This is a genomic window from Halomonas kalidii, from assembly GCF_030010475.1.
GTDB classification, from domain to species: Bacteria; Pseudomonadota; Gammaproteobacteria; order Pseudomonadales; family Halomonadaceae; genus Halomonas; species Halomonas heilongjiangensis.
This window is the reverse complement of sequence record NZ_JASCQN010000032.1, coordinates 251,352-272,395: the sequence shown is the minus strand read 5'-3', so window position 1 is coordinate 272,395 and position 21,044 is coordinate 251,352. Positions and strand designations below refer to the sequence as shown.

Below are 21,044 nucleotides of genomic sequence, written 5' to 3'. Positions count from 1 at the left end.
GAGAGTGCCGATGGCGCCCAAGCTACCCCCGCAGCCACCCCTTGAACACAGCTCCACTGCCACCACCGGCGGTGCCGCCGCCCATCACGCGCCGCCCAGGGGCATGCTGCGCTGGCTGCTGACCACCAACCACAAGGAGATCGGCAGCCTCTACCTGATCTTCTCGCTGATCATGTTCTTCATCGGCGGCATCTTTGCCCTGGTGGTGCGCGCCGAGCTGTTTCAGCCCGGCCTGCAGCTGGTGAATCCCGAGTTCTTCAACCAGATGACCACCATGCATGGCCTGATCATGGTCTTCGCGGCGGTGATGCCGGCCTTCACGGGGCTGGCCAACTGGATGATCCCGCTGCAGATCGGTGCCCCGGACATGGCCCTGCCGCGGCTCAACAACTTCAGCTTCTGGCTGTTGCCGGTGGCCTTCCTGCTGCTGCTCTCCACCCTGTTGATGCCGGGGGGCGGGCCCAACTTCGGCTGGACCTTCTATGCGCCGCTGTCCACTACCTTCGCGCCGCCGTCCACCACCTTCTTCATTCTCTCGCTGCACATCGCCGGTATCAGCTCGATTCTCGGGGCGATCAATATCGTGGCCACCATCCTGAACATGCGTGCCCCGGGCATGCGGATGATGGATATGCCGCTGTTCGTGTGGACCTGGCTGATCACCGCCTTCCTGTTGATCGCCGTGATGCCGGTGCTGGCCGGGGTCATCACCATGATGCTGATGGACATCAACTTCGGCACCAGCTTCTTCAGTGCCGCCGGCGGCGGCGACCCGGTGCTCTTCCAGCATCTGTTCTGGTTCTTCGGGCATCCCGAGGTGTACATCATGATCCTGCCGGCCTTCGGCATCGTCTCGGCGATCATTCCCACCTTCGCCCGCAAGCCGCTGTTCGGTTACGCCTCGATGGTCTATGCCACGGCCTCCATCGCCCTGCTGTCCTTCCTGGTCTGGGCCCATCACATGTTCGCGGTCGGCTTGCCTGTGGTGGCCGAGCTGTTCTTCATGTACACCACCATGCTGATCGCCGTGCCCACCGGGGTGAAGGTGTTCAACTGGATCACCACGCTGTTTCGCGGCTCGATCACCTTCGAGCCGCCGATGCTGTTCTCCCTGGCCTTCGTGGTGCTGTTCACCATCGGCGGTTTCTCGGGGCTGATGCTGGCGATCGCGCCGGCCGACTTCCAGTATCACGATACCTACTTCGTGGTGGCGCACTTCCACTACGTGCTGGTACCGGGGGCGGTGTTCGCCATCATGGCCGGGGTCTACTACTGGCTACCCAAGTGGACCGGCCACTATCCCAACGTACGGCTGTCACAGTGGCATTTCTGGCTGTCGGTGATCGGCGTCAACCTGACCTTCTTCCCCATGCACTTCTCGGGTCTGGCCGGGATGCCGCGACGCATCCCCGATTACGCCCTGCAGTTTGCCGACTTCAACCTGGTGTCGAGCCTGGGGGCCTTCATGTTCGGCGCGTCGCAACTGGTGTTCGTGGCGGTGGTGATCCTCTGCGTCCGCGGGGGCGAGAAGGCGCCGGCCAAGGCCTGGGATGGGGCCGAGGACCTGGAGTGGAGCGTGCCGAGCCCGGCCCCGTTGCACACCTTCGAGACGCCACCCACCTTCAGTCCCCATCTGCACTGAGGTGAGGATGCCATGAGTCACGAGGATCACGACGCCCGTTCCCGAAATGCCGGTGTCAGACGGACGGTGGTGCGGTCTGTCGCGGCGCTGATCGGCATGTTCGCCTTCGCCTTCGCGCTGGTGCCGCTGTATGACGTCTTCTGTCGCGTCACCGGCATCAACGGCAAGGTGGACAACACCGCCCAGGCCGTCGTCCACGAAGGGGTGGACGACTCCCGCTACGTCACCGTGCAGTTCATCACCCGCGGCAGTTCCGGGTTGCCATGGCGAATGGAGGTGGAGACCCGCCAGGTGCGTGTTCATCCCGGCCAGACCAGCGAGGTCAACTTCACCTTCCGCAACCAGAGCGCAGAAGCCAACTGGGGGCGGGCGGTGCCCAGCGTCTCGCCCTCACGGGCATCACGGCACCTGCGCAAGGTCAGCTGCTTCTGCTTCGACGAGCAGCATCTGGAGGCCGGCGAGCAGCTCGAGCTGCCGCTGGTCTTCCAGCTGGCGCGCGACCTGCCTCCCGACGTCAATACCGTAACCCTGGTCTATACCCTGTATCCGGTCACCGATGCGCGAGCTCCCCTGAGGGCGCAGGTGACTGCCGGCAAAGGAGATGAGGCATGAGTGGTGGCAGCTATTACGTTCCCGCATCCAGCAAGTGGCCGATACTGGGGGCCCTGGCGCTAGGCACGATGATGATCGGTACCGGCATGGCGCTGGTGCACGGGCGCGGCACCCCGGTGATGGCGGCGGGGCTGGCGGCGGTACTGGCGGTCATGGCCCTGTGGTTCCGTGACGTGATCAGGGAGTCCCGCCGTGGGCTCTACGATGCCCAGATGGATCGCTCCTTCCGCTGGGGGATGGGCTGGTTCATCTTCTCCGAGGTGATGTTCTTCGCCGCCTTCTTCGGGGCGCTCTTCTACGTGCGCACCTTCGCCATCCCCTGGCTGGATGGCGAGGGCGCCAAGGGGGTCGCGGCGCTGCTGTGGCCCGACTTCACCGCCAGCTGGCCCTTGATGAATCCGCCTGATTCGTCGATCGCGGGACCCGCGGAGACCTTCAGCCCCTGGCAACTGCCTCTGGTCAATACCCTGATCCTGGTGGCCTCGAGCATCACCCTGACCGTGGCCCATGAGGGGTTGAAGGAGGGCTACCGCGGTACCACGCGCAACTGGCTGTTCGTCACCCTGCTGCTGGCCATCACCTTCATCGGCATTCAGGGGGTGGAGTATTACGAGGCCTACACCCACTACGGCATCACCCTGCAGGCCGGTATCTATGGGGCGACCTTCTTCCTGCTCACCGGCTTCCACGGGCTGCACGTGATCATCGGGGCCACCATCCTGGCGGTGATGTTCGTGCGCATCCTGCGCGGTCATTTTTCCGGTGACCACCACTTCGGGTTCGAGGCGTCATGCTGGTACTGGCACTTCGTCGACGTGGTATGGATCGGGCTGTTCCTGTTCGTCTATGTTTTTTAGACCAGTGTTTTCCAGGCCGGAGTTTTCCAGGCCGGCCTCATGGGATCAGCCGGCGAGGCCGTCGACGTAGAATCCGTAGAAGAGCAGGCCGAGCAGGGTGGCGGCGAGTGCCACCCGGACCTTCAGCGAGACCAGCAGCCGACGCGACTGGTTGTCGTCATGCAGGAGAAAGCCGGCACCGGCAGCCAGGCTGGTCACCATGGACAGGAACACCAGGGCAATCAGGATCTTCAGCAACATGAGGCACTCCTTGGCACGCGAAGACATCCAGCATGCCTGTGCAGGGCGACGGCGGCAACGTCTCTGGTGGGCCTTCTGGTCTCCGCTGGTAGTGCTCGGGCTGATGCTGGGTGTCTGGCAGTGGGAGCGTGCCGCCGAGAAGTGCGATCATCTGACTCGGCTCGAGACGGCCCCCCATCAGATGGCCCCCCGGGACCGGCCGCCGGAGGGCGCTCGGGTGACGCTTTCCGGGGAGTACCTGGCCGACCAGACGCTGTTTCTCGACAACCGCACCCTCGATGGCCGGCTCGGCGTTGCCGTACTGACCCCCTTGCGTGGCGACGACGGCCGCCTGTGGCTGGTCCAGCGCGGCTTCCTCGCCACCGGCACGACCCGCGACACGCCGTCGGTCACGACGCCTGGCGGGCCGGTGACGCTGGAGGGCGACTGGCAGTCGGCGGGGGATGGTGGTCCACTGTTCGGTCCCAATCGCGAGGGGCGGCGGTTGCAGCAGATCGACCTCGCCGCCTGGTCGCTCGACTTCGCTCATGACGGCTGGCTGCACCTCGCCTCCGGCCCCGGCCATCTCGATTCCTGGTGGACCCCCAGCGTGATGCCCCCCGCCCGTCATCTCGGCTATGCCGTTCAGTGGTGGGGGCTGGCCCTGGCGGCCCTCGCGGTGATGCTGATCGGCGGGCGTCGCCTGGGCCGTGACCGCGATGAACCTGCCGTTTCCCTGCACCTCGATTCACTGCCGTCCAAGGAGACGCGACAATGAGCGCACCCCGTGCCGTTCACCATCCACGATTCAAGTTGCTGGCGCTGCTGGCCGTCTTCGTGCTGCCGCTGCTGGTGGCATGGGTCATGGTGGCCTGGCGTATCGGCATCCCCGAGCAGCGCACCGCCCACGGCGAGCTGGTGCCGGACATTCCGCTCCTCGCCGAGTGGCCGTTGGCCGAGCCCCGGGCGCCACTCGAGGGCGGCGACTGGGTATTGGCCTTCGACTGCGCCGGGAGCTGCGAGGCGCTGTCCGACCAGTGGTGGCGTCTGCATCGGGCGCTGGGGAGCGAGGCGCATCGGGTCACTCGCCTGCGGATCGGCGGCGAGGCGCAGGCGCTGCCCGGCGAAGTGGTGGCGCGCTGGTCGACACCGCCCGGCTGGCGGCGGCCCGATCAGCTGTGGGTGCTCGATCCCCGTGGCGAGGCCGTACTGGGCTACTCGGCCGGCGTCGAGCCCAGGGACGTGCTGGACGATGTCAACAAGCTGTTGCGCATGAACCCGGAGTCGTCGGTGAAGAGTGCGCGTCAGGTGGCGCAGCAGTGAGTGGTCCGCAGTGGGCGGAAACGGGACGCGAGGTGGCGATGACGAAGCCGGAGAGTGGGTTGCGCCTGCTGGTCACCCTGAGCCTGGTCGGGGTGGTGTTCACCATCGGGGTCATCCTGGTGGGCGTCGGGACGCGCCTGATGGACGCCGGTCTGGGGTGTCCGGATTGGCCGGGCTGTTACGGGCGCCTGGTGGTGCCGGATGCCGAGAGGGCGCTGGTCCACAGCCCCGACACGCCGCTCGAGAGCGTCAAGGCCTGGGTCGAGATGATTCATCGCTACGTCGCCTCCAGCCTGGGACTGCTGGTGATCGCCCTGGTGCTGCTGGGGCTCCGGTTGCGCCGTCGCCCCGGCTATCCCTGGGGCCTCAGCCTCGCGTTGCTGGCGGTGATCCTGCTGCAAGGGGCCTTCGGCGCCTTCACCGTGACTCTCAAGCTGTGGCCCCAGGTGGTGACCCTCCACCTGCTGGGCGGGCTCTCGGTGATGCTGCTGTTTCTCTGGCTTCACCTGCGGCTGCGTCGCTTTGCCTCGACCAGCGCCCCGGTGGCTCCACGACGTCCGCTGTCCCCGCTCTGGGGGCTGGCCATGGTGCTGTTGCTGCTCCAGCTGGCGCTGGGTGGCTGGGTCTCGAGCAACTATGCCGGCATCGCCTGTCAGGGTTTCCCGACCTGCAACGGCCAGTGGTGGCCGGACACCGACTGGAGCGAGGGGTTTCATCTGACCCAGACCGTGGGGCCCAACTACCTGCATGGCCAGTTGCATGCCGACGCCCGGACCGCCATCCACTTCGGTCATCGCCTGGGGGCGCTGGCGCTGGGCCTGGGGCTACTGCTGCTGGCGTGGCGTCACTGGCAGGAGCGTCGCCTGAGGCCCTGGCTGGGCGCCCTGGTCGGCGGGTACGCTGTACAGTTGGGGCTGGGGGTCGCCAATGTGCTGTTGTGGTTGCCGCTATGGCTGGCCTTGCTGCATACCGCCGGGGCAGTGGCGCTGGTGGTACTGATGGCCCTGGCCGTCTGGGTATGGCGGGAACCGGTCAGCCGGGGCGAAAGACAACAACCCGCGGAGAAGGAGTGGGCACATGCCTAATGCGGTGATCGAGCGTGCCGAATCGCTGGCGGAGGCCCAGTGGGGCTGGCGGGATCTGGTGACCCTGTGCAAGCCGAGGGTGGTGGTGGTGATGCTCGCCTGTGCCCTGGTGGGGATGGCCCTGGCCAGCCCGGTACTGCCGTCGCTGTCGGTGGTGGTGTATGGCCTGGTCGGCATCGGCCTGGCGGCCGGAGGCGCCGCGGCCTTCAACCACGTGGTGGATCGTCGCCTGGATGCCATGATGCTGCGCACCTCGCAGCGTCCCCTGGCGTCGAGGCGCATGCCGACCTCGGTGGCGCTGGGCTGGGCCACGCTGCTGTCGGTGGCGGGGATCGGTCTGCTGATCTGGCAGGTCAATGCCCTGACCGCCTGGCTGACGCTGGGCTCCCTGCTCGGTTATGCGCTGGTCTACACCGCCTTCCTCAAGCGGGCCACGCCCCAGAACATCGTCATCGGCGGGGTGGCGGGGGCATCGCCTCCGCTGCTCGGCTGGACGGCGGTGACCGGCCAGCTCGGCCCGGAGCCGTTGCTGCTGCTGCTGATCGTCTTCGCCTGGACGCCACCCCATTTCTGGGCCCTGGCGATCCACAAGCGGGACGAGTACGCCAAGGCCGGCGTGCCCATGCTCCCGGTGACCCATGGCGAAGCCTTCACCCGGCTGCAGGTCTGGCTCTATGGCTGGCTCACCGTGGCCGTCACGCTGCTGCCCTTCGCCATCGGCATGAGCGGTGCCGTCTACCTGGCCGGGGTGATGGCGCTCAACGCCCGTTTCATGTACTGGAACTGGAAGGTGTGGCGTGGGCAGGACCCCAAGGCGCCGCTGGCGGCGTTCTGGTTCTCGATCCGCTATATCCTGGGCGTCTTCGGGGTGCTGCTGCTCGATCACTACGCCGTCGCCTGGACATTGTGATGGCGTGTGACCGGTTCATGCTGAACCCGCAGCGGGCCCGCTGCGTATCCGGCCTACCAGAGCGTGACGATCAGCAGATAGGCCATCACGGTGACCAGCACGGTGCTGATCAGGTTGAGCGCGAAGCCGGCACGGATCATCGACTGGATCTTCAAGTGACCGGTGGCGAAGACGATCGCATTGGGCGGCGTGGCGACCGGCATCATGAAGGCGCAACTGGCGGCGATCGCGGCGGGCACCGTGATCAGCAGCGGCGAGATGTCCAGCGACAGGGCCAGGGCGCCGAGCAGTGGCAGGAAGGCCGCGGCGGTGGCGGTGTTGGAGGTGACCTCGGTGAGGAAGATGATCACCAGCACCACCACGGCCACCAGGCCCAGTAACGGGAAGACTCCGAAGATGCCGAGCCGTTCGGCGATCCACTCGGCCAACCCGGAGCGGCTGATGGCGCCGGCCAGTGCGAGGCCGCCACCGAACAGCAGCAGGATGCCCCAGGGGAGCTGTTGAGCGGCTTCCCAGACCATCAGCCGCTCGCCGTCGCCGCGCCCGCTGGGAACCAGGAACAGGGCGATGCCGGCGGCGATGGCGATGCTGGTATCCGACAGCCAGCCCAGTCCGATGTCGTTGAGCAGTGGCCGTGCGACCCAGGCCAGGGCGGCGAGCAGGAAGATGATGCCGACTCGTTGCTCGGCCGGGGTCATCGGTCCCAGTGTGGCGAGTTCGTCATGGATCATTCCGGCGCTGTCGTCGCCGGCGTTCAGGATGAAATCGCGGCGGGTCAGCCACCACCAGGCGCAGCCCATCATGGCGATGCTGATCGGCAGGCCGATCAGCATCCACTGGGCGAAGCCGAGGTCGATGCCACGCTCCTCGGCCAGGTAACCGGCCAGCAGGGCGTTGGGCGGCGTGCCGATCAGGGTCGCCACGCCGCCAATGCTGGCGGAGTAGGCGATGGCCAGCAGCAGGGCCGTGGCGTAGCGCTTGAGCTCGTCGGGAGCGCTGTCCCCGAGCAGGCTGACCACCGACATGCCGATCGGCAGCATCATGATGGCGGTGGCGGTGTTGGAGACCCACATGCTGAGGAAGCCGGTGGCGATCATGAAGCCGCCGATTTGGCGTCGTGGCTCGGCGCCGACCACCTTGAGCACGTGCAGGGCGATGCGCCGGTGCAGGTTCCAGCGCTGCATGGAGATGCCCAGCAGGAAGCCACCGAGGAACAGGTAGATGATCGGGTTGGCGTAACCGGAGGCGGTGTCGCCCATGCTGCCGATACCCAGCGCCGGGATGAGCACCAGCGGCAACAGCGAGGTGGCGGGAATCGGGATCGCCTCGGTCGACCACCAGGTGGCCATCAGCAGTGCCAGACCGGCACAGGTCCAGGCCGGGTCGCTCATGCCCGCCGGGGCCGGCAGGACCAGCGTCAGCAGGATCCACGAGGGGCCGAGCCAGAGGCCGATGCGCCCGGCCGTGGATGGGCCCGGCTCCCTGTCGGGGGCATCGTTGGTTGCTTGCATGAGAGCTCCGTGACGTGCGGGGACGGTAGGCAGCATAGTCGCTGCCCCACGAATGGGACGAACGCGAATTCAAGCCGATCGATCCGCCCGACGGCACTCGGGGCCAGCCGATGAAGTCGCTGGCGCGTGCGCTTCCGGCGGGGCGGGGATTGGGGTGGGGGGGCTCGGCATGTAGAATGCCCGGCAGCCCAACGACCCCGTGGAATCACGATGACGACGACCACTGCACTGATCCTGCTCGGTGTGGGCCTGGCGATCATCGCCGGCCTGGCCGCCTACGCCTTCACTCTGCGTCGGGAGATCCGCCGTCGCGAAGCCTTGCGTATCGAGGAGCAGCGACGTGCCCACGACAACTGCCTGGAGAACCTCGAGCTGGTGGCGTCGGCGCTACTGCAGGAACAGGTGGACGTGACCGAGGGCGCCTGGCGTTGCAAGGTGCTGCTCGAGATCCTCGACTCGCGGCTCATGGAACGCCCGGCGTTCCAGGCCTTCGGCGAGGTATACGCTCGTACTCGACACCTGCATACTCACTCGGCACGTGAGGCGCTGACGCCCAGGGAGCGTTTCCGGGAAGACCGTGAACGGCTCGCCGTCGAGGACGAGATGCGTGGGGCTGTCCTCGAGGCTGCCAGGGCGGCGCTGGCCTTTCGTCGCGACTGGCCACGTAGCCTGCACTGAGCCGAGGGGCAATCCGCGTTGATCGCACACTGTTTGATTATCCGTGGCGTGCTGTGCCGTTAATGTCATAAGATGACGATTGAAAGATACGCCGGGCTCCGGCAAGCTTGCAGCGCCAGGAAGGCGTCATCGCTTGTCGAGTTCCGGCGTGACGGGTAGCACAGGTGGGCAAGGGGATAAGGCCCCGCGTCTTCCGACCGTCTGGATCACTTGGGAACGGGGACTTGTGCTGTATCCCCAGGAACTGAATCAAGAAGAAGGAGTTTGAAAATGAAGAATTCTACGACTGGTTTGTTGCTCGGTTCAGCGCTGGTCATCGGCCTCTCCGGCTGTGCCAGTTCGGCCTCTCAGTCCTCGTCCGGGTCCTCCGATCGCGCCTGGTACCAGCAGCCCGTGGTCTGCGGTATCGCCGGCGGCCTGATCGGCGGCGGCATCGGCTATGCCACCAGCGGCAGCTCCGATGAGGACAGCGGTGTCGCCATCGGTGGGACAACGGGTGCCGCCATCGGTGCCCTGCTGTGCGCCGATCGCACTCCGGAGCCGGTCGCCGAGCCGGAGCCCGAGCCGATGCCCGAGCCGGCACCTGCCCCCGAGCCGGAGTTCGAGCCGGTGGTGCTCTCCAGCGAGGTCAACTTCGAGTTCGATCGTGCCGCGCTGCTTCCCCAGGCCGAGATGACCCTGGACGAGGTCGCTCACCGCCTGCGCGAGAACCCCGATCTGCGCGTGAAGATCGAGGGTCACACCGACTCCGTCGGTTCCAACGAGTACAACCTGGATCTCTCCCAGCGTCGTGCCGAGTCCGTGCGTAACTACCTGATGTCCCAGGGCATCGCCGGTAATCGCATGACCGCCACGGGTTACGGCGAGGAGCGTCCGGTCGCCACCAACGACACCGACGAGGGGCGTGCCTTGAACCGTCGCGTGGAGATCGATCGCCAGTGATCTGAGCGATCGGCCATGCCGACAGCACCGGACGGGTTCCCGTCCGGTTCCGGGGCGCCTCAGGGCGCCCCGGTCGTTTTCATGATCATGGCGCGGATGACCGCGCTTCTGGTAAGGTAGGCGGCTGCCACGCCGGTCTCCGGCACCGTCTCACCCTCGTTGCTGCGTCGCGGCGAGGCGTGATGGTCGGGGAGGGCGTGGCCCGCTCATCGTTCAATGCTTCGTTCATCGCGACATGTGGTCTCTCGTATGGGCCACCACTGCGCTCAAGGACCCTTCATGCCCATCGTGACCCTGCCCGACGGCAGCCAGAGAACCTTCGACGAACCCCTTTCCGTGATGCAGCTGGCCGAGAGCATAGGCCCCGGCCTGGCCAAGGCCTGTGTGGCCGGCAAGATCGACGGCGTACCGGTGGATGCCGCCGACATCATCGACCGCGACGCCACGGTGGCGATCCTCACCGCCCGTGATCCGGAAGGCCTCGAGGTCATCCGTCACTCCTGCGCCCACCTGATCGGCCATGCGGTCAAGCAGCTCTATCCCGAGGCGAGGATGGCCATCGGGCCGGTGATCGACGACGGTTTCTACTACGACATCGATTTCGGTCGTTCGGTGACCCCCGAGGACCTCGAGGCCATCGAGGAGCGCATGAAGGCGCTCATCGACAGCGAGTACGACGTGGTGCGCGAGTACGTCGATCGCGACCGCGCGATGCTCACCTTCCTGCACCGCGACGAGCCCTACAAGCAGGAGATCGTGCGCGGGATTCCCGAGGGTGAGACCATTCGTCTCTACCATCACGACGAGTACATCGACATGTGCCGGGGCCCCCATGTGCCCAATACCCGGCACCTCAAGGCATTCAAGCTGACCAAGCTGGCCGGTGCCTACTGGCGCGGTGACGCCTCCAAGCCGATGCTGACCCGTATCTACGGCACGGCCTGGGGCGACAGGAAGCAGCTCAAGGCCTACCTCAAGCGTCTCGAGGAGGCCGAGAAGCGCGATCACCGCAAACTGGCCAGGAAGATGGACCTCTTCCACCTCCAGGAGGAGGCGCCGGGGATGGTCTTCTGGCACCCCAACGGCTGGACCCTCTACCAGGCCCTGGAGCAGTACATGCGCCGGGTGCAGGTCGAGCACGGCTATCAGGAGATCAGGACCCCCCAGATCGTCGACCTGTCGCTGTGGAAGAAATCCGGCCATTGGGGCCACTACAGCGACATGATGTTCACCACCGAGTCGGAGAAGCGCGAGTACGCGGTCAAGCCGATGAACTGCCCCTGCCACGTGCAGGTGTTCAATCAGGGGCTGAAGAGCTACCGCGACCTGCCGCTGCGCCTGGCCGAGTTCGGCAGCTGTCACCGCAACGAGCCGTCGGGGGCCCTGCACGGCCTGATGCGGGTACGCGGATTCACCCAGGACGACGCCCATATCTTCTGCACCGAGGGGCAGATCCAGGCCGAGGCCGAGGCCTTCATCGCCCTGACGCTCAAGGTCTACAAGGAGCTCGGCTTCGAGGACGTGGAACTCAAGCTCTCCACGCGCCCCGACGGCGAGCTGATGGGGGATCCGGCGATGTGGGACCGTGCCGAGGCGGGGCTCGAGGCGGCCCTGAACGCCACCGGGCTCGAGTGGGAGCTGCAGCCGGGCGAGGGCGCCTTCTATGGGCCCAAGATCGAGTTCGCCCTGCGGGATTGCCTCAATCGAGTCTGGCAGTGTGGTACCCTGCAGCTGGACTTCAACCTGCCGGGCCGGCTCGGCGCCCAGTTCGTCGACGAGGACGGGGCGCGCAAGACACCGGTGATGCTGCATCGGGCGATCCTGGGCTCCTTCGAGCGCTTCATCGGCATCCTCATCGAGCACCATGCCGGGGCCATGCCGCTGTGGCTGGCGCCGCAGCAGGCGGTGGTGTTGACCATCACCGATGCGCAGCGTGATTACGCCTCCCGGCTCGAGCACCGCCTGCAGAAAATCGGCCTGCGCGTCAAGGCGGACTTGAGGAACGAGAAGATCGGCTTTAAAATCCGCGAGCATACGTTGCAGAAAGTTCCCTATCTCCTGGTAGTGGGGGATAAGGAAGTCGAGGCTGACTCGGTCGCCGTGCGTACGCGTACCGGCGAGAATCTCGGGACCATGCAGGTCGGCGACCTCATCGAGCGTCTGAGTGCCGAACTCGGCTGACGACATCGTCAATTGTCTTAAGGAGACGTAGCGATCAAGCGAAGCAACCCAAGAGGGCGCGTTCAGGACAAGCGCCCCCCGATGAACGAGCGCATTACCGAAGATCAGGTTCGCCTGATCGACAGCGACGGCGAGCAGTTGGGTGTCGTGCCCACCAGCGACGCGCTGGAGCGTGCCGAAGCCGCCGGTATGGACCTCGTGCAGATTTCCAACGCCGATCCGATCGTCTGCAAGATCATGGACTACGGCAAATTCGTCTTCGAGCAGAAGAAGCAGAAGTCGGCTCAGAAGAAGAAGACGAAGCAGATCCAGGTCAAGGAAGTCAAGTTCCGGCCTGGCACCGACGAGGGCGACTATCAGGTCAAGCTGAAGAACCTGACGCGTTTCCTCGAAGGTGGCGACAAGGGCAAGGTCACGCTGCGGTTTCGTGGCCGTGAAATGGCGCACCAGGACATCGGCCGCAAGCTGATGGAGCGGATCGCCGCGGATCTCGAGGAGATCGGGACCGTGGAGGCCTTCCCCAAGATGGAAGGGCGCCAGATGATCATGATCATTGCCCCCAAGAAGAAGTGATCCGACGGCCAGTCGAACGGTCGGGAGGCGTCCGCGCTTCCCGTCGGCCCCGGGTTTTCTGAAAAAACCTCGAGCGGAGTTAGTCTCATGCCGAAAATCAAGAGCAACAGCGGCGCTGCCAAGCGCTTCAAGAAGACGGCCAACGGCTTCAAGCACAAGCAGTCGTTCCGTAGCCACATCCTGACCAAGAAGTCCACCAAGCGTAAGCGGCATCTGCGTGGCATGAAGCAGATTCACGACGCCGACAAGGCGCTGATCCAGCGCATGTTGCCGAACCTGTAACCCTTGGTAGACCCCCTTAACGTCAGGAGATAGCTATGACTCGTGTCAAGCGTGGCGTCGTTGCCCGTCGCCGTCACAAGAAGATTCTCAAGCAGGCCAAGGGTTACTACGGTGCCCGGTCGCGGGTTTTCCGCGTGGCCAAGCAGGCCGTCATCAAGGCCGGCCAGTATGCCTATCGTGACCGCCGCCAGCGCAAGCGCCAGTTCCGCGCCCTGTGGATCCAGCGCATCAACGCCGGTGCCCGGGTGCACGGTCTCTCCTACAGCCGTTTCGTCGGTGGCCTCAAGAAGGCCGGTATCGAGATCGATCGCAAGGTGCTGGCCGACCTGGCCGTCAACGAGAAGGCTGCCTTTGCCGCCATCGTCGAGAAGGCCAAGGCTGCCCAGTAAGTGACATCGACCGCGACCGCGCCCGGCACTCGCCGGCCGGTCGCCGGCGTTGCAGGGGAAGAGCAGCCGCTCTTCCCCTGTTTTTTTGCAAGCGACATCATTGCAGGACCACAGACTTCGGAGCTCAACGGATGGACCACCTTCCCACTCTGGTCACCGAGGCTCGCCACGCCATCCAGGCCGCCGACAGCATCCCGGCGCTGGAAGAGCTGCGGGTGCGCTATCTCGGCAAGAAGGGCGAGATCACGGCGCTGCTCAAGGGGCTCGGCAAGCTGCCGGCGGCAGAGCGCCCGGCGGCGGGCGAACGCATCAACCAGGCCAAGCAGGCGCTCGCCGAGGAGCTCGAGGGGCGCCGCCACGCCCTGGAGAAGACCGCGCTCGAGGCGCGTCTCGCCGCCGAGCGCATCGATGTGACCCTGCCGGGGCGCGGCCAGCCCAGCGGTGGCCTGCATCCGGTCACCCTGACCCTGGAGCGCATCGAGGGGCTCTTCACCCGCATCGGCTACGACGTGGCGGTGGGGCCGGAGATCGAGGACGACTACCACAACTTCGAGGCACTCAACATCCCCGAGCATCACCCGGCGCGGGGCATGGCGGACACCTTCTACTTCGATGCGACCCGCCTGCTGCGCACCCACACCTCGCCGGTGCAGGTGCGGACCATGAAGGAGCAGGCGCCGCCGATTCGCATCGTCTGCCCGGGGCGGGTCTACCGCAGCGACTCCGACCTGACCCACACGCCGATGTTCAACCAGGTGGAGGGGTTGCTGGTCGACGAGGACGTCAGCTTCGCCGACCTCAAGGGTACCATCGAGGACTTCCTGCACGCCTTCTTCGAGCGCGACGACCTCTCGGTTCGCTTCCGGCCGTCCTATTTCCCCTTCACCGAGCCGTCCGCCGAGGTCGACATCCAGTGCGTGATGTGTGGCGGCGAGGGGTGTCGGGTCTGCTCCCACAGCGGCTGGCTCGAGGTCATGGGCTGCGGCATGGTGCATCCGGAGGTGTTCCGCCACTCCGGTATCGACGCCGAGCGCTACAAGGGCTTCGCCTTCGGGATGGGCGCCGAGCGGCTGGCGATGCTGCGCTACGGGGTCAACGACCTGCGCCTGTTCTTCGACAACGACCTGCGCTTCCTGCGCCAGTTCGCCTGATCGCACGGCATTACACACGGACCTTGGCAGAACACAGGATTGACCATGAAATTTTCCGAACAGTGGCTGCGTGACTGGGTCTCGCCGCAGCTTGCGACCCAGGCCCTGGCCGACCAGATCACCATGGCCGGCCTGGAAGTGGACGCCGTGGAACCGGTGGCCGCGTCCTTCGAGGGCGTGATGGTGGCCGAGGTGGTCTCGAGGGAGCCGCACCCGGATGCCGACAAGCTCAATGTCTGCCGGGTCGACGACGGCAGCGGCGAGACGGTCCAGGTGGTGTGTGGCGCGCCCAACGTCGCCGTGGGCCAGAAGGTGGCCTTCGCCCGGGTCGGTGCCGTGCTGCCCGGCGACTTCAGGATCAGGAAGGCCAAGCTGCGCGGCGTCGAATCGCGCGGCATGATCTGCTCCGCCTCCGAGCTGGGGCTCGAGGAGGAGACCTCCCACGGCATTCTCGAGCTGCCGGGCGATGCGCCGACGGGCGAGAGCTTTCGCGCCTTCATGGGGCTCGATGACCACACCATCGAGGTCGACCTGACCCCGAACCGCGGCGACTGCCTGAGCGTCAAGGGCATGGCCCGCGAGGTCGGGGTGCTCAACCGCCTGGCGGTCGAGGGCCCCGAGATCGTCGCGGTGGCACCGACCCATGACGAGACCTTCCCGGTGCGCGTCGAGGACGAGGAGCGCTGTCCGCGCTACATCGGTCGCCTGATCAAGGGCGTCGACGTGAGTGCCGAGACGCCGCTGTGGATGGTCGAGCGGCTGCGACGCAGCGGCATCCGTGCCATCGACCCGGTGGTCGATGTCACCAACTACGTGATGCTCGAGCTGGGGCAGCCGCTGCACGCCTTCGACCGCGCCAACCTGCATGGGGCGGTGATCGTGCGCCTGGCCCGGGAGGGCGAGCGCCTGGTGCTGCTCGACGGCCAGGAGATCACCCTGACCGACGCCACCCTGGTGATCGCCGACGAGCGCGGCCCGCTGGCGATCGCCGGCGTCATGGGCGGCGAGCACTCGGGGGTGGGTACCGAGACCCGCGACATCTTCCTCGAGTCGGCCTTCTTCTCGCCGTTGGCGGTGGCCGGTCAGGCGCGCCACTATGGCCTGCATACCGATGCCTCGCATCGCTTCGAGCGGGGCGTCGACCCGCAGCTGGCCCGTGAGGCCGCCGAGCGTGCCACGCGCTTGCTGCTCGAGATCACCGGGGGCGAGCCGGGACCGCTGATCGAGGCGGTCAGCACCGAGCAGCTGCCCGGCGAGCGTCGGGTACGGCTGCGCGCGGCGCGTCTCGAGCAGGCACTCGGCAAGGCGTTGCCGTCCGCCGAGGTCGGCGAGATTCTCGAGCGGCTGGGCATGGCGGTGGAAACGACCGCCGAGGAGTGGGTGGCCTGGGCGCCGAGCTGGCGCTTCGATATCGCGATCGAGGAGGACCTGATCGAGGAGGTGGCGCGCATCCATGGCTACAATCGCCTGCCGGTGCGCCGCCCGGCAGCGCGGCTGTCGCTGCGCCCCGACCACGAGGCACGCACCCCGCTGGGCCGGCTGCGGCGCCAGATGGTCGCCCGTGGCTATCAGGAGGCGGTGACCTATAGCTTCGTCTCACCGGAACTGCAGCAGGCGCTGCTGCCCCGGGTGGTGTCACCGGTGCTGGCCAACCCCATCTCCAGTGATCTGTCGGTGATGCGGGCGAGCCTCTTCCCCGGCCTGGTGCGGGCGCTCATGCACAACCTCAACCGCCAGCAGACCCGGGTACGGCTGTTCGAGACCGGTCTGGTCTTCCGCGGCGAGCTCGACGAGTTGCACCAGACGCCGATGCTGGGGGGGCTGGTGTGCGGGACCCGCGAGCCCGAGGGCTGGGCCGGGGGCAGGGACAGGGTCGACTTCTTCGATCTCAAGGGGGACCTCGAGAGCCTGCTGGCGATGGGCGGGGAGCCCGAGGCCTGGCGCTTCGAGCCCGGCGAGCATTCGGCCCTGCATCCGGGGCAGTGCGCCCGCCTCCTGTATCGGGGCGAGGAGGCCGGCTGGATCGGTACCCTGCATCCGGCGGTGCGGGGACAGCTGGGCCTGAAGGTCGATGCCCTGCTCTTCGAGGTGCGCCTGGATGCCCTGACCCAGGGCCGGGTCCCGTCCTTCTCGCCGCTGTCCCGCCATCCCGAGGTGCGCCGCGACCTGGCCTTCCTGGTCGATGAGTCACTGCCGGTACAGGCGCTGCTCGACAGCATCCATGGCCAGGCCGGGGAGTGGCTGACGGAGTCGCGGCTGTTCGATGTCTACCAGGGGCAGGGAGTGCCGGAAGGGCGCAAGAGCATCGCCCTGGGCTTGACCTGGCAGCATCCTTCGCGCACGCTGAATGACGATGAAATCAATCAGTTGGTTGACGCCATCGTCGCCGAAGCACGCCAGCACCTGGGCGCTGAGCTGCGTGGATAGCTGTGAAGATCGCCGTGAGGCCGATGCAGCCACCAGCCGGCCGGCGGGGCGGATCCACCGCGAGGGAGTGAACATGGGCGCATTGACCAAGGCGGAACTGGCTGAACACCTGCACGCCGAACTCGGCCTCTCCAAGCGCGAGGCCAAGTCCATGGTGGAGGCCTTCTTCGAGGAGATCCGCGCCTGCCTGCGCGAGAACGAGCAGGTCAAGCTGTCGGGCTTCGGCAACTTCGACCTGCGCGACAAGCGCGAGCGGCCGGGACGTAACCCGAAGACCGGCGAGGAGATTCCCATCTCGGCGCGACGCGTGGTGACCTTTCGCCCGGGACAGAAGCTCAAGAGCCAGGTCGAGAGCTACCACGGCGACGCGCCCTGAGCGTCGCCCTCGTCAGCGAAAACGCCACCCGACGGGTGGCGTTTTCGCGTCGGCGCAGTGTGGATCAGACGCCGCCGCTCTCCATCATCCAGGTGACGACCACCTTGAACACGTAGCCCAGCATGCCGGCGCCGAGAACGACGAACAGCATGAGGGTGCCGAAGCGCCCGGCCTGGGACTTCTTCGCCAGATCCCAGATGATGAAACACATGAAGAGGATCAGGCCGCCGATCATGATCGGCGTGACCCAGGCCTCGAAGGTCTGCTGCATATCGCCTCCGTGCAGGGGGAAGAGAACCCGAGCATTATACTCGGCCAGCGCCCGCGGTGCAGGGCGCCGGCTGCGGCCGGGTGTCCCACCCGCCAGTGTGGTCGGGATGCGCCACGACCCGGCAGCATGTTAATATCCGACCGAAATTCTCAGGTAAATCCATGACATGCCCATGCTGAAGATCTTCGTCGGTACCATGTACGGCGGCGCCCTGGACGTCGCGGAGCAGGTCAAGCCATTGTTTGAACAGGCCGGCTACGAGGTGGCCATCTTCGATCAGCCGACCCTCGAGGACCTGACCGGGTCGACCACCGACCTGGCGCTGTTCTGCGTCTCCACCACCGGCAGCGGGGACTACCCCGGCAATTTCGTACCCTTCGTGCGCGAGCTCGACGAGCGGAGCCCGTCGCTGGCCGACCTGCGCTACGGGCTGATCGCCCTGGGCGACAGCTCCTACGGTGACACCTTCTGTGGTGCGGGGCGCAGCCTCGACGAGCTGCTGGCGGGGCAGGGGGCGGTTCGCCTGGGTGAGCGCCTCGAGGTCGATGCCATGGAGACCTTCATGGCCGACGACGAGGCATTGCCCTGGGCCGAAGAGTGGATCGAGACCCAGCAGCTGAAGGTGGCCTGAGATGGGGGCCAACCCCACCCCCGAGCGGCTCAGCCTGATGCTCGGGCTGGTGCTGCTGATGCTGGCCACCGTGCCCCGTTTCCTGGCGGGCGGTCACGAGACACGGCTGTCGTTGCTGCTGATCGCCGTGGCGGTGGTGGTGGTGGTGGCCTTCATCCACTGGCGGATGCTGGCCGGCGATGCGCGCCGGCGCTTGCCGGGCCTGCTGGGCCGGCTGGGGCTCGGCCTGCTGGCCGGGCTCGCCGGCATGGGCGCCTGGCATGCCCTGTTCACCGACTGGATCGGCTGGCAACTGCTGCTCGCCCATGGCGCCACCCTCGGCCTGCTGCTCCATGCCCTCTGGCTCTGGTGGCGGGCCGAGAGGGGATGAGGGGCGCGGGTCACGCCAGCCGGTAGCAGGGCTCGTAGTCGCCGGCGAGCTTCATGCGACCCTGGGCGACGAAGGAGGTGAGCAGCTCGTCGAGACGCGTCATCAGTTCCGGTTCGGCATGCAGCTCGAAGGGGCCATGGGCCTGGATGGCGCGAATTCCGTGCTCCTTGACGTTGCCGGCGACGATGCCCGAGAAGGCGCGGCGCAGGTTGGCGGCCAGCTCGTGCACCGGCTGCTGACGATGCAGGGCGAGCCCGGCCATCGCCTCGTGGGTGGGGGCGAAGGGCTCCTGGAAGTGACGGTCGATGTTCAGTCGCCAGTTGTAGTAGAAGGCATCCTGGCGGGTCTTGCGGTAGTCGGTGACGGTGTCGACTCCCTTGCGCATGGTGCGCGCCACCTCGGTGGGGTTGTCGATGATGATGCGATAGAGCCGACGCACCTCCTCGCCCAGGGTGTAGACCAGGAACTCGTCGATGCGCCGGAAGTAGTCGGCGGAGTCGGCGGGGCCGGTGAAGATCACCGGCAGCTCCATGTCGCTGTTCTGCGGGTGCAGCAGGATCCCCAGCAGATAGAGGATCTCCTCGGCGGTGCCCACGCCGCCGGGGAAGACGATGATGCCGTGGCCCAGGCGCACGAAGGCTTCCAGGCGCTTCTCGATATCGGGCATCACCACCAGTTCGTTGACGATGGGGTTGGGGGCCTCGGCGGCGATGATGCCGGGTTCGGACACGCCCAGGTAGCGGCCCTGGTGGCGGCGCTGCTTGGCGTGGGCCACGTTGGCGCCCTTCATGGGCCCCTTCATGGCGCCGGGGCCGCAGCCGGTGCAGATGTCCAGCTCCCGCAGGCCCAGGTGGTAGCCCACGTCCTTGCTGTACTCGTACTCCTCCCGGGAGATCGAATGGCCGCCCCAGCACACCACCAGGCTGGGGTCGCGCCCCGGCTTCAGGGTGCCGGCCTTGCGCAGGATATGGAAGACCGCGTTGGTGGTGCCCTCGCCGGTGGTGAGGTCGAAGCGTCGGTGGGTCTGGATCTCGTTGTAGACGTAGACGATGTCGCGCAGGATCGACGAGATGTGCTCCCGGATGCCGCGGATCATCTTGCCGTCGACGAAGGCCTCGGCCGGGGCGTTGGTGAGCTTGAGGCGCACGCCGCGGTCCTGCGGGATCACCTCGATGTCGAAGTCCTGGTAGGCCTCCATCAGCGCCACGCTGTCGTCGGTGGGGTTGCCGCAATTGAGCACGGCGAGGGCGCAGCGGCGCAGCAGATCGTGCAGCCCGGTGCGCGAGGTGTCGTGGAGGCGACTGACCTCGTGCTGGGAGAGTATCTCCAGGCTGCCTTCCGGCGAGATGGTACTGGAAATGGTATCGGGCATCCTGGGCGTCCTTGTCGTGAACGGAGTCGTGCTTGGCCGGCATCACGGGCCGGGTGTCAGTGAAGATGCTACCATGGCCGGTCGCCGTCGCGCAGCGGTGCGACGGGGCGGGCGAGCTGGTAGAATGCCGTGCTAACAGCCTGTCGGACTTAACGCTGATCTACTGCGAAACCCGGGCTTTCGGCCCATTTTATTCGATCTGATTCGTTAAATGGCTCGCTATTCGCCTCATCAGATCGATAAACTTGACTCGAAATCCGTCTTTCTCGCGACGATCGGTCAAGTCCGACAGGCTAGCCGGCTCCCGCGAGTGATGTGCCCATCCATGTTCAATGCCCTGTACTTCCGTACCTTCATCACCCTGGTCGAGACCGGCAGTTTCACTCGCACGGCCCGCCAGCTGGAGATGACCCAGCCCGGGGTCAGCCAGCACGTGCGCAAGCTCGAGCAGTACCTGGACAAGCCCTTGCTCGATCGCCACGGGCGCCGCTTCACCCTCACCGAGGCGGGGCGTCGTGCCTACGACTATGCGTTGAAGCTGTTCGCCGAGCACGAGCAGTTCCGCCACTCCCTCGATGCCGACTCGCTCTTCTCCGGCGATTGCCGACTGGCCTCGCCCGGCAGCGTGGGGCTGATGCTCTATCCGTTCATCCTCGGCCAGCAGCAGATGTACCCCGGGCTGACCGTGAGCTACAGCTTCGCCTTCAATCACGAGATCGCCCAGGACGTCCTGGCCGGTCGTTACGATCTCGGCATCATCACCGAGGAGGTCAGGCAGCCCGACCTGAACGTCGAGCCGTGGCACCGCGAGCCGCTCTGCCTGGTGGTGCCGGCCGACTTCGCGGGGAGCGACCTCGCCGACCTGATGGGCATCGGCTTCATCAGCCATTCGGAAGGCATGAACCACGCCGGGGCGCTGCTGCGCAGCAACTTTCCGGCGGAGTTCCGTTCGATGAGCCACTTCCGCCGCCAGGGGTTCACCAATGAGGTGGGCATGGTGCTGGACGCCGTGGCCCGTGGCCTGGGGTTCACGGTGGTCTCGCGGCTGGTGCTGGAGACCTCGCCCTGGCAGCGCCAGGTCAAGGAGCTCGACCTGCCGGTGCCGGTCCACGAGACGTTGCACCTGGTGAACCGCGCCGGGGTCGAGATGCCGCGCCGATATGCCCGCCTGCTGGAGGACTTCCGCGAGCAGCGGCGCCAGTCGCTGTACGGCTACAGCGAGCAGCCGGGCTTCGGCTAGGC

The 21,044-nt window shown here is 66.4% G+C and carries 23 protein-coding genes; 19 read left to right on the top strand and 4 right to left on the bottom strand.

What is annotated here, in order from left to right; translation table 11 throughout:
• Positions 1-10: 10 nt before the first annotated feature.
• Genes ctaD through QLQ85_RS09650 form a run of 3 tightly spaced genes read left to right on the top strand, consistent with a single transcriptional unit; the run spans position 11 to position 3,111 of the window.
• Positions 11-1,642, top strand: coding sequence for a cytochrome c oxidase subunit I (gene ctaD / locus QLQ85_RS09660; protein WP_282738802.1), 1,632 nt, complete (start codon positions 11-13; stop codon positions 1,640-1,642).
• A 12-nt stretch (positions 1,643-1,654) separates the two neighbouring features.
• Complete coding sequence (locus QLQ85_RS09655) at positions 1,655-2,254, top strand: cytochrome c oxidase assembly protein (RefSeq protein WP_282720618.1); 600 nt, start codon at positions 1,655-1,657, stop codon at positions 2,252-2,254.
• Positions 2,251-3,111 carry a cytochrome c oxidase subunit 3 gene (locus QLQ85_RS09650; RefSeq protein ID WP_282738801.1) on the top strand — a complete coding sequence of 287 codons (861 nt, stop codon included), beginning with the start codon at positions 2,251-2,253 and terminating at the stop codon, positions 3,109-3,111. The genes QLQ85_RS09655 and QLQ85_RS09650 overlap by 4 nt, the downstream gene beginning before the upstream one ends.
• A 45-nt stretch (positions 3,112-3,156) precedes the next feature.
• On the opposite strand, the gene QLQ85_RS09645 is transcribed toward QLQ85_RS09650, so the two are convergent.
• Complete coding sequence (locus QLQ85_RS09645) at positions 3,157-3,351, bottom strand: DUF2909 family protein (protein ID WP_282720616.1); 195 nt, start codon at positions 3,349-3,351, stop codon at positions 3,157-3,159.
• A 10-nt stretch (positions 3,352-3,361) separates the two neighbouring features.
• Here QLQ85_RS09645 and QLQ85_RS09640 point away from each other — a divergent pair, with 10 nt between their 5' ends.
• The 4 genes from QLQ85_RS09640 to cyoE are packed head-to-tail and all read left to right on the top strand — an operon-like array spanning position 3,362 to position 6,648.
• On the top strand, positions 3,362-4,108 hold the full coding sequence (locus QLQ85_RS09640; RefSeq protein ID WP_282738800.1) for an SURF1 family protein: 747 nt from the start codon (positions 3,362-3,364) through the stop codon (positions 4,106-4,108).
• Entirely contained in the window at positions 4,105-4,653 is a 549-nt protein-coding gene (locus QLQ85_RS09635) for a hypothetical protein (RefSeq protein ID WP_282738799.1), read from the top strand. Before QLQ85_RS09640 ends, QLQ85_RS09635 begins: the two co-directional genes overlap by 4 nt.
• Positions 4,654-4,691: 38 nt before the next feature.
• Entirely contained in the window at positions 4,692-5,738 is a 1,047-nt protein-coding gene (locus QLQ85_RS09630) for a COX15/CtaA family protein (RefSeq protein ID WP_282738836.1), read from the top strand.
• On the top strand, positions 5,731-6,648 hold the full coding sequence (gene cyoE, locus QLQ85_RS09625) for a heme o synthase (RefSeq protein WP_282738798.1): 918 nt from the start codon (positions 5,731-5,733) through the stop codon (positions 6,646-6,648). The genes QLQ85_RS09630 and cyoE overlap by 8 nt, the downstream gene beginning before the upstream one ends.
• Positions 6,649-6,701: 53 nt before the next feature.
• Here the strand turns inward: cyoE and QLQ85_RS09620 are convergent, their stop codons facing one another.
• Entirely contained in the window at positions 6,702-8,159 is a 1,458-nt protein-coding gene (locus QLQ85_RS09620) for an SLC13 family permease (protein WP_282738797.1), read from the bottom strand.
• 210 nt (positions 8,160-8,369) lie between these two features.
• Here QLQ85_RS09620 and QLQ85_RS09615 point away from each other — a divergent pair, with 210 nt between their 5' ends.
• The 9 genes from QLQ85_RS09615 (at position 8,370) to ihfA (ending at position 17,158) form a co-directional block, all read left to right on the top strand.
• Positions 8,370-8,837, top strand: a complete 468-nt coding sequence (locus tag QLQ85_RS09615; protein ID WP_282738796.1) for a DUF2489 domain-containing protein — start codon at positions 8,370-8,372, stop codon at positions 8,835-8,837.
• A gap of 270 nt (positions 8,838-9,107) precedes the next feature.
• Complete coding sequence (locus QLQ85_RS09610) at positions 9,108-9,779, top strand: OmpA family protein (RefSeq protein ID WP_282738795.1); 672 nt, start codon at positions 9,108-9,110, stop codon at positions 9,777-9,779.
• A gap of 279 nt (positions 9,780-10,058) precedes the next feature.
• A complete protein-coding gene (thrS, locus tag QLQ85_RS09605; protein ID WP_282738794.1) occupies positions 10,059-11,960 on the top strand; it encodes a threonine--tRNA ligase in 1,902 nt (633 codons plus the stop codon).
• 33 nt (positions 11,961-11,993) lie between these two features.
• Positions 11,994-12,533 carry a translation initiation factor IF-3 gene (infC, locus tag QLQ85_RS09600; protein ID WP_102586570.1) on the top strand — a complete coding sequence of 180 codons (540 nt, stop codon included), beginning with the start codon at positions 11,994-11,996 and terminating at the stop codon, positions 12,531-12,533.
• An 87-nt stretch (positions 12,534-12,620) separates the two neighbouring features.
• Positions 12,621-12,815, top strand: a complete 195-nt coding sequence (rpmI, locus tag QLQ85_RS09595) for a 50S ribosomal protein L35 (protein ID WP_023006837.1) — start codon at positions 12,621-12,623, stop codon at positions 12,813-12,815.
• A 35-nt stretch (positions 12,816-12,850) separates the two neighbouring features.
• Complete coding sequence (gene rplT / locus QLQ85_RS09590) at positions 12,851-13,204, top strand: 50S ribosomal protein L20 (protein WP_102626946.1); 354 nt, start codon at positions 12,851-12,853, stop codon at positions 13,202-13,204.
• 131 nt (positions 13,205-13,335) lie between these two features.
• Positions 13,336-14,355: a phenylalanine--tRNA ligase subunit alpha gene (gene pheS, locus QLQ85_RS09585; RefSeq protein ID WP_282738793.1), complete on the top strand. Its 1,020-nt coding sequence runs from the start codon at positions 13,336-13,338 to the stop codon at positions 14,353-14,355.
• 45 nt (positions 14,356-14,400) lie between these two features.
• Positions 14,401-16,782, top strand: a complete 2,382-nt coding sequence (gene pheT, locus QLQ85_RS09580; RefSeq protein WP_282738792.1) for a phenylalanine--tRNA ligase subunit beta — start codon at positions 14,401-14,403, stop codon at positions 16,780-16,782.
• On the top strand, positions 16,703-17,158 hold the full coding sequence (gene ihfA / locus QLQ85_RS09575; protein ID WP_326521371.1) for an integration host factor subunit alpha: 456 nt from the start codon (positions 16,703-16,705) through the stop codon (positions 17,156-17,158). Before pheT ends, ihfA begins: the two co-directional genes overlap by 80 nt.
• Positions 17,159-17,222: 64 nt before the next feature.
• Here ihfA and QLQ85_RS09570 read toward each other — a convergent pair whose 3' ends face one another.
• Positions 17,223-17,429, bottom strand: a complete 207-nt coding sequence (locus QLQ85_RS09570) for a DUF2788 domain-containing protein (protein ID WP_282720601.1) — start codon at positions 17,427-17,429, stop codon at positions 17,223-17,225.
• 166 nt (positions 17,430-17,595) lie between these two features.
• Here QLQ85_RS09570 and QLQ85_RS09565 point away from each other — a divergent pair, with 166 nt between their 5' ends.
• Together QLQ85_RS09565 and QLQ85_RS09560 are read left to right on the top strand one after the other, a co-directional pair.
• The gene (locus QLQ85_RS09565) at positions 17,596-18,060 is read left to right on the top strand and encodes a flavodoxin domain-containing protein (RefSeq protein ID WP_282720600.1); all 465 of its coding nucleotides are present in this window, start codon (positions 17,596-17,598) and stop codon (positions 18,058-18,060) included.
• A gap of 1 nt (position 18,061) precedes the next feature.
• The gene (locus tag QLQ85_RS09560) at positions 18,062-18,430 is read left to right on the top strand and encodes a hypothetical protein (RefSeq protein WP_282738790.1); all 369 of its coding nucleotides are present in this window, start codon (positions 18,062-18,064) and stop codon (positions 18,428-18,430) included.
• Between the two features lie 10 nt (positions 18,431-18,440).
• Here QLQ85_RS09560 and ppnN read toward each other — a convergent pair whose 3' ends face one another.
• The gene (ppnN, locus tag QLQ85_RS09555; RefSeq protein ID WP_282738789.1) at positions 18,441-19,802 is read right to left on the bottom strand and encodes a nucleotide 5'-monophosphate nucleosidase PpnN; all 1,362 of its coding nucleotides are present in this window, start codon (positions 19,800-19,802) and stop codon (positions 18,441-18,443) included.
• A 325-nt stretch (positions 19,803-20,127) separates the two neighbouring features.
• Between ppnN and QLQ85_RS09550 the strand changes: the two genes are divergently transcribed.
• Positions 20,128-21,042: a LysR family transcriptional regulator gene (locus tag QLQ85_RS09550; RefSeq protein ID WP_282738788.1), complete on the top strand. Its 915-nt coding sequence runs from the start codon at positions 20,128-20,130 to the stop codon at positions 21,040-21,042.
• Positions 21,043-21,044 lie beyond the last annotated feature (2 nt).

Coding starts and splice junctions, on each gene's coding strand:
- ctaD (WP_282738802.1), top strand. CDS start 11: ATGGCGCCCAAGCTACCCCCGCAGCCACCCCTTGAACACAGCTCCACT.
- QLQ85_RS09655 (WP_282720618.1), top strand. CDS start 1,655: ATGAGTCACGAGGATCACGACGCCCGTTCCCGAAATGCCGGTGTCAGA.
- QLQ85_RS09650 (WP_282738801.1), top strand. CDS start 2,251: ATGAGTGGTGGCAGCTATTACGTTCCCGCATCCAGCAAGTGGCCGATA.
- QLQ85_RS09645 (WP_282720616.1), bottom strand. CDS start 3,351: ATGTTGCTGAAGATCCTGATTGCCCTGGTGTTCCTGTCCATGGTGACC.
- QLQ85_RS09635 (WP_282738799.1), top strand. CDS start 4,105: ATGAGCGCACCCCGTGCCGTTCACCATCCACGATTCAAGTTGCTGGCG.
- QLQ85_RS09630 (WP_282738836.1), top strand. CDS start 4,692: ATGACGAAGCCGGAGAGTGGGTTGCGCCTGCTGGTCACCCTGAGCCTG.
- cyoE (WP_282738798.1), top strand. CDS start 5,731: ATGCCTAATGCGGTGATCGAGCGTGCCGAATCGCTGGCGGAGGCCCAG.
- QLQ85_RS09620 (WP_282738797.1), bottom strand. CDS start 8,159: ATGCAAGCAACCAACGATGCCCCCGACAGGGAGCCGGGCCCATCCACG.
- QLQ85_RS09615 (WP_282738796.1), top strand. CDS start 8,370: ATGACGACGACCACTGCACTGATCCTGCTCGGTGTGGGCCTGGCGATC.
- QLQ85_RS09610 (WP_282738795.1), top strand. CDS start 9,108: ATGAAGAATTCTACGACTGGTTTGTTGCTCGGTTCAGCGCTGGTCATC.
- thrS (WP_282738794.1), top strand. CDS start 10,059: ATGCCCATCGTGACCCTGCCCGACGGCAGCCAGAGAACCTTCGACGAA.
- rpmI (WP_023006837.1), top strand. CDS start 12,621: ATGCCGAAAATCAAGAGCAACAGCGGCGCTGCCAAGCGCTTCAAGAAG.
- rplT (WP_102626946.1), top strand. CDS start 12,851: ATGACTCGTGTCAAGCGTGGCGTCGTTGCCCGTCGCCGTCACAAGAAG.
- pheS (WP_282738793.1), top strand. CDS start 13,336: ATGGACCACCTTCCCACTCTGGTCACCGAGGCTCGCCACGCCATCCAG.
- pheT (WP_282738792.1), top strand. CDS start 14,401: ATGAAATTTTCCGAACAGTGGCTGCGTGACTGGGTCTCGCCGCAGCTT.
- ihfA (WP_326521371.1), top strand. CDS start 16,703: ATGACGATGAAATCAATCAGTTGGTTGACGCCATCGTCGCCGAAGCAC.
- QLQ85_RS09570 (WP_282720601.1), bottom strand. CDS start 17,429: ATGCAGCAGACCTTCGAGGCCTGGGTCACGCCGATCATGATCGGCGGC.
- QLQ85_RS09565 (WP_282720600.1), top strand. CDS start 17,596: ATGCCCATGCTGAAGATCTTCGTCGGTACCATGTACGGCGGCGCCCTG.
- QLQ85_RS09560 (WP_282738790.1), top strand. CDS start 18,062: ATGGGGGCCAACCCCACCCCCGAGCGGCTCAGCCTGATGCTCGGGCTG.
- ppnN (WP_282738789.1), bottom strand. CDS start 19,802: ATGCCCGATACCATTTCCAGTACCATCTCGCCGGAAGGCAGCCTGGAG.
- QLQ85_RS09550 (WP_282738788.1), top strand. CDS start 20,128: ATGTTCAATGCCCTGTACTTCCGTACCTTCATCACCCTGGTCGAGACC.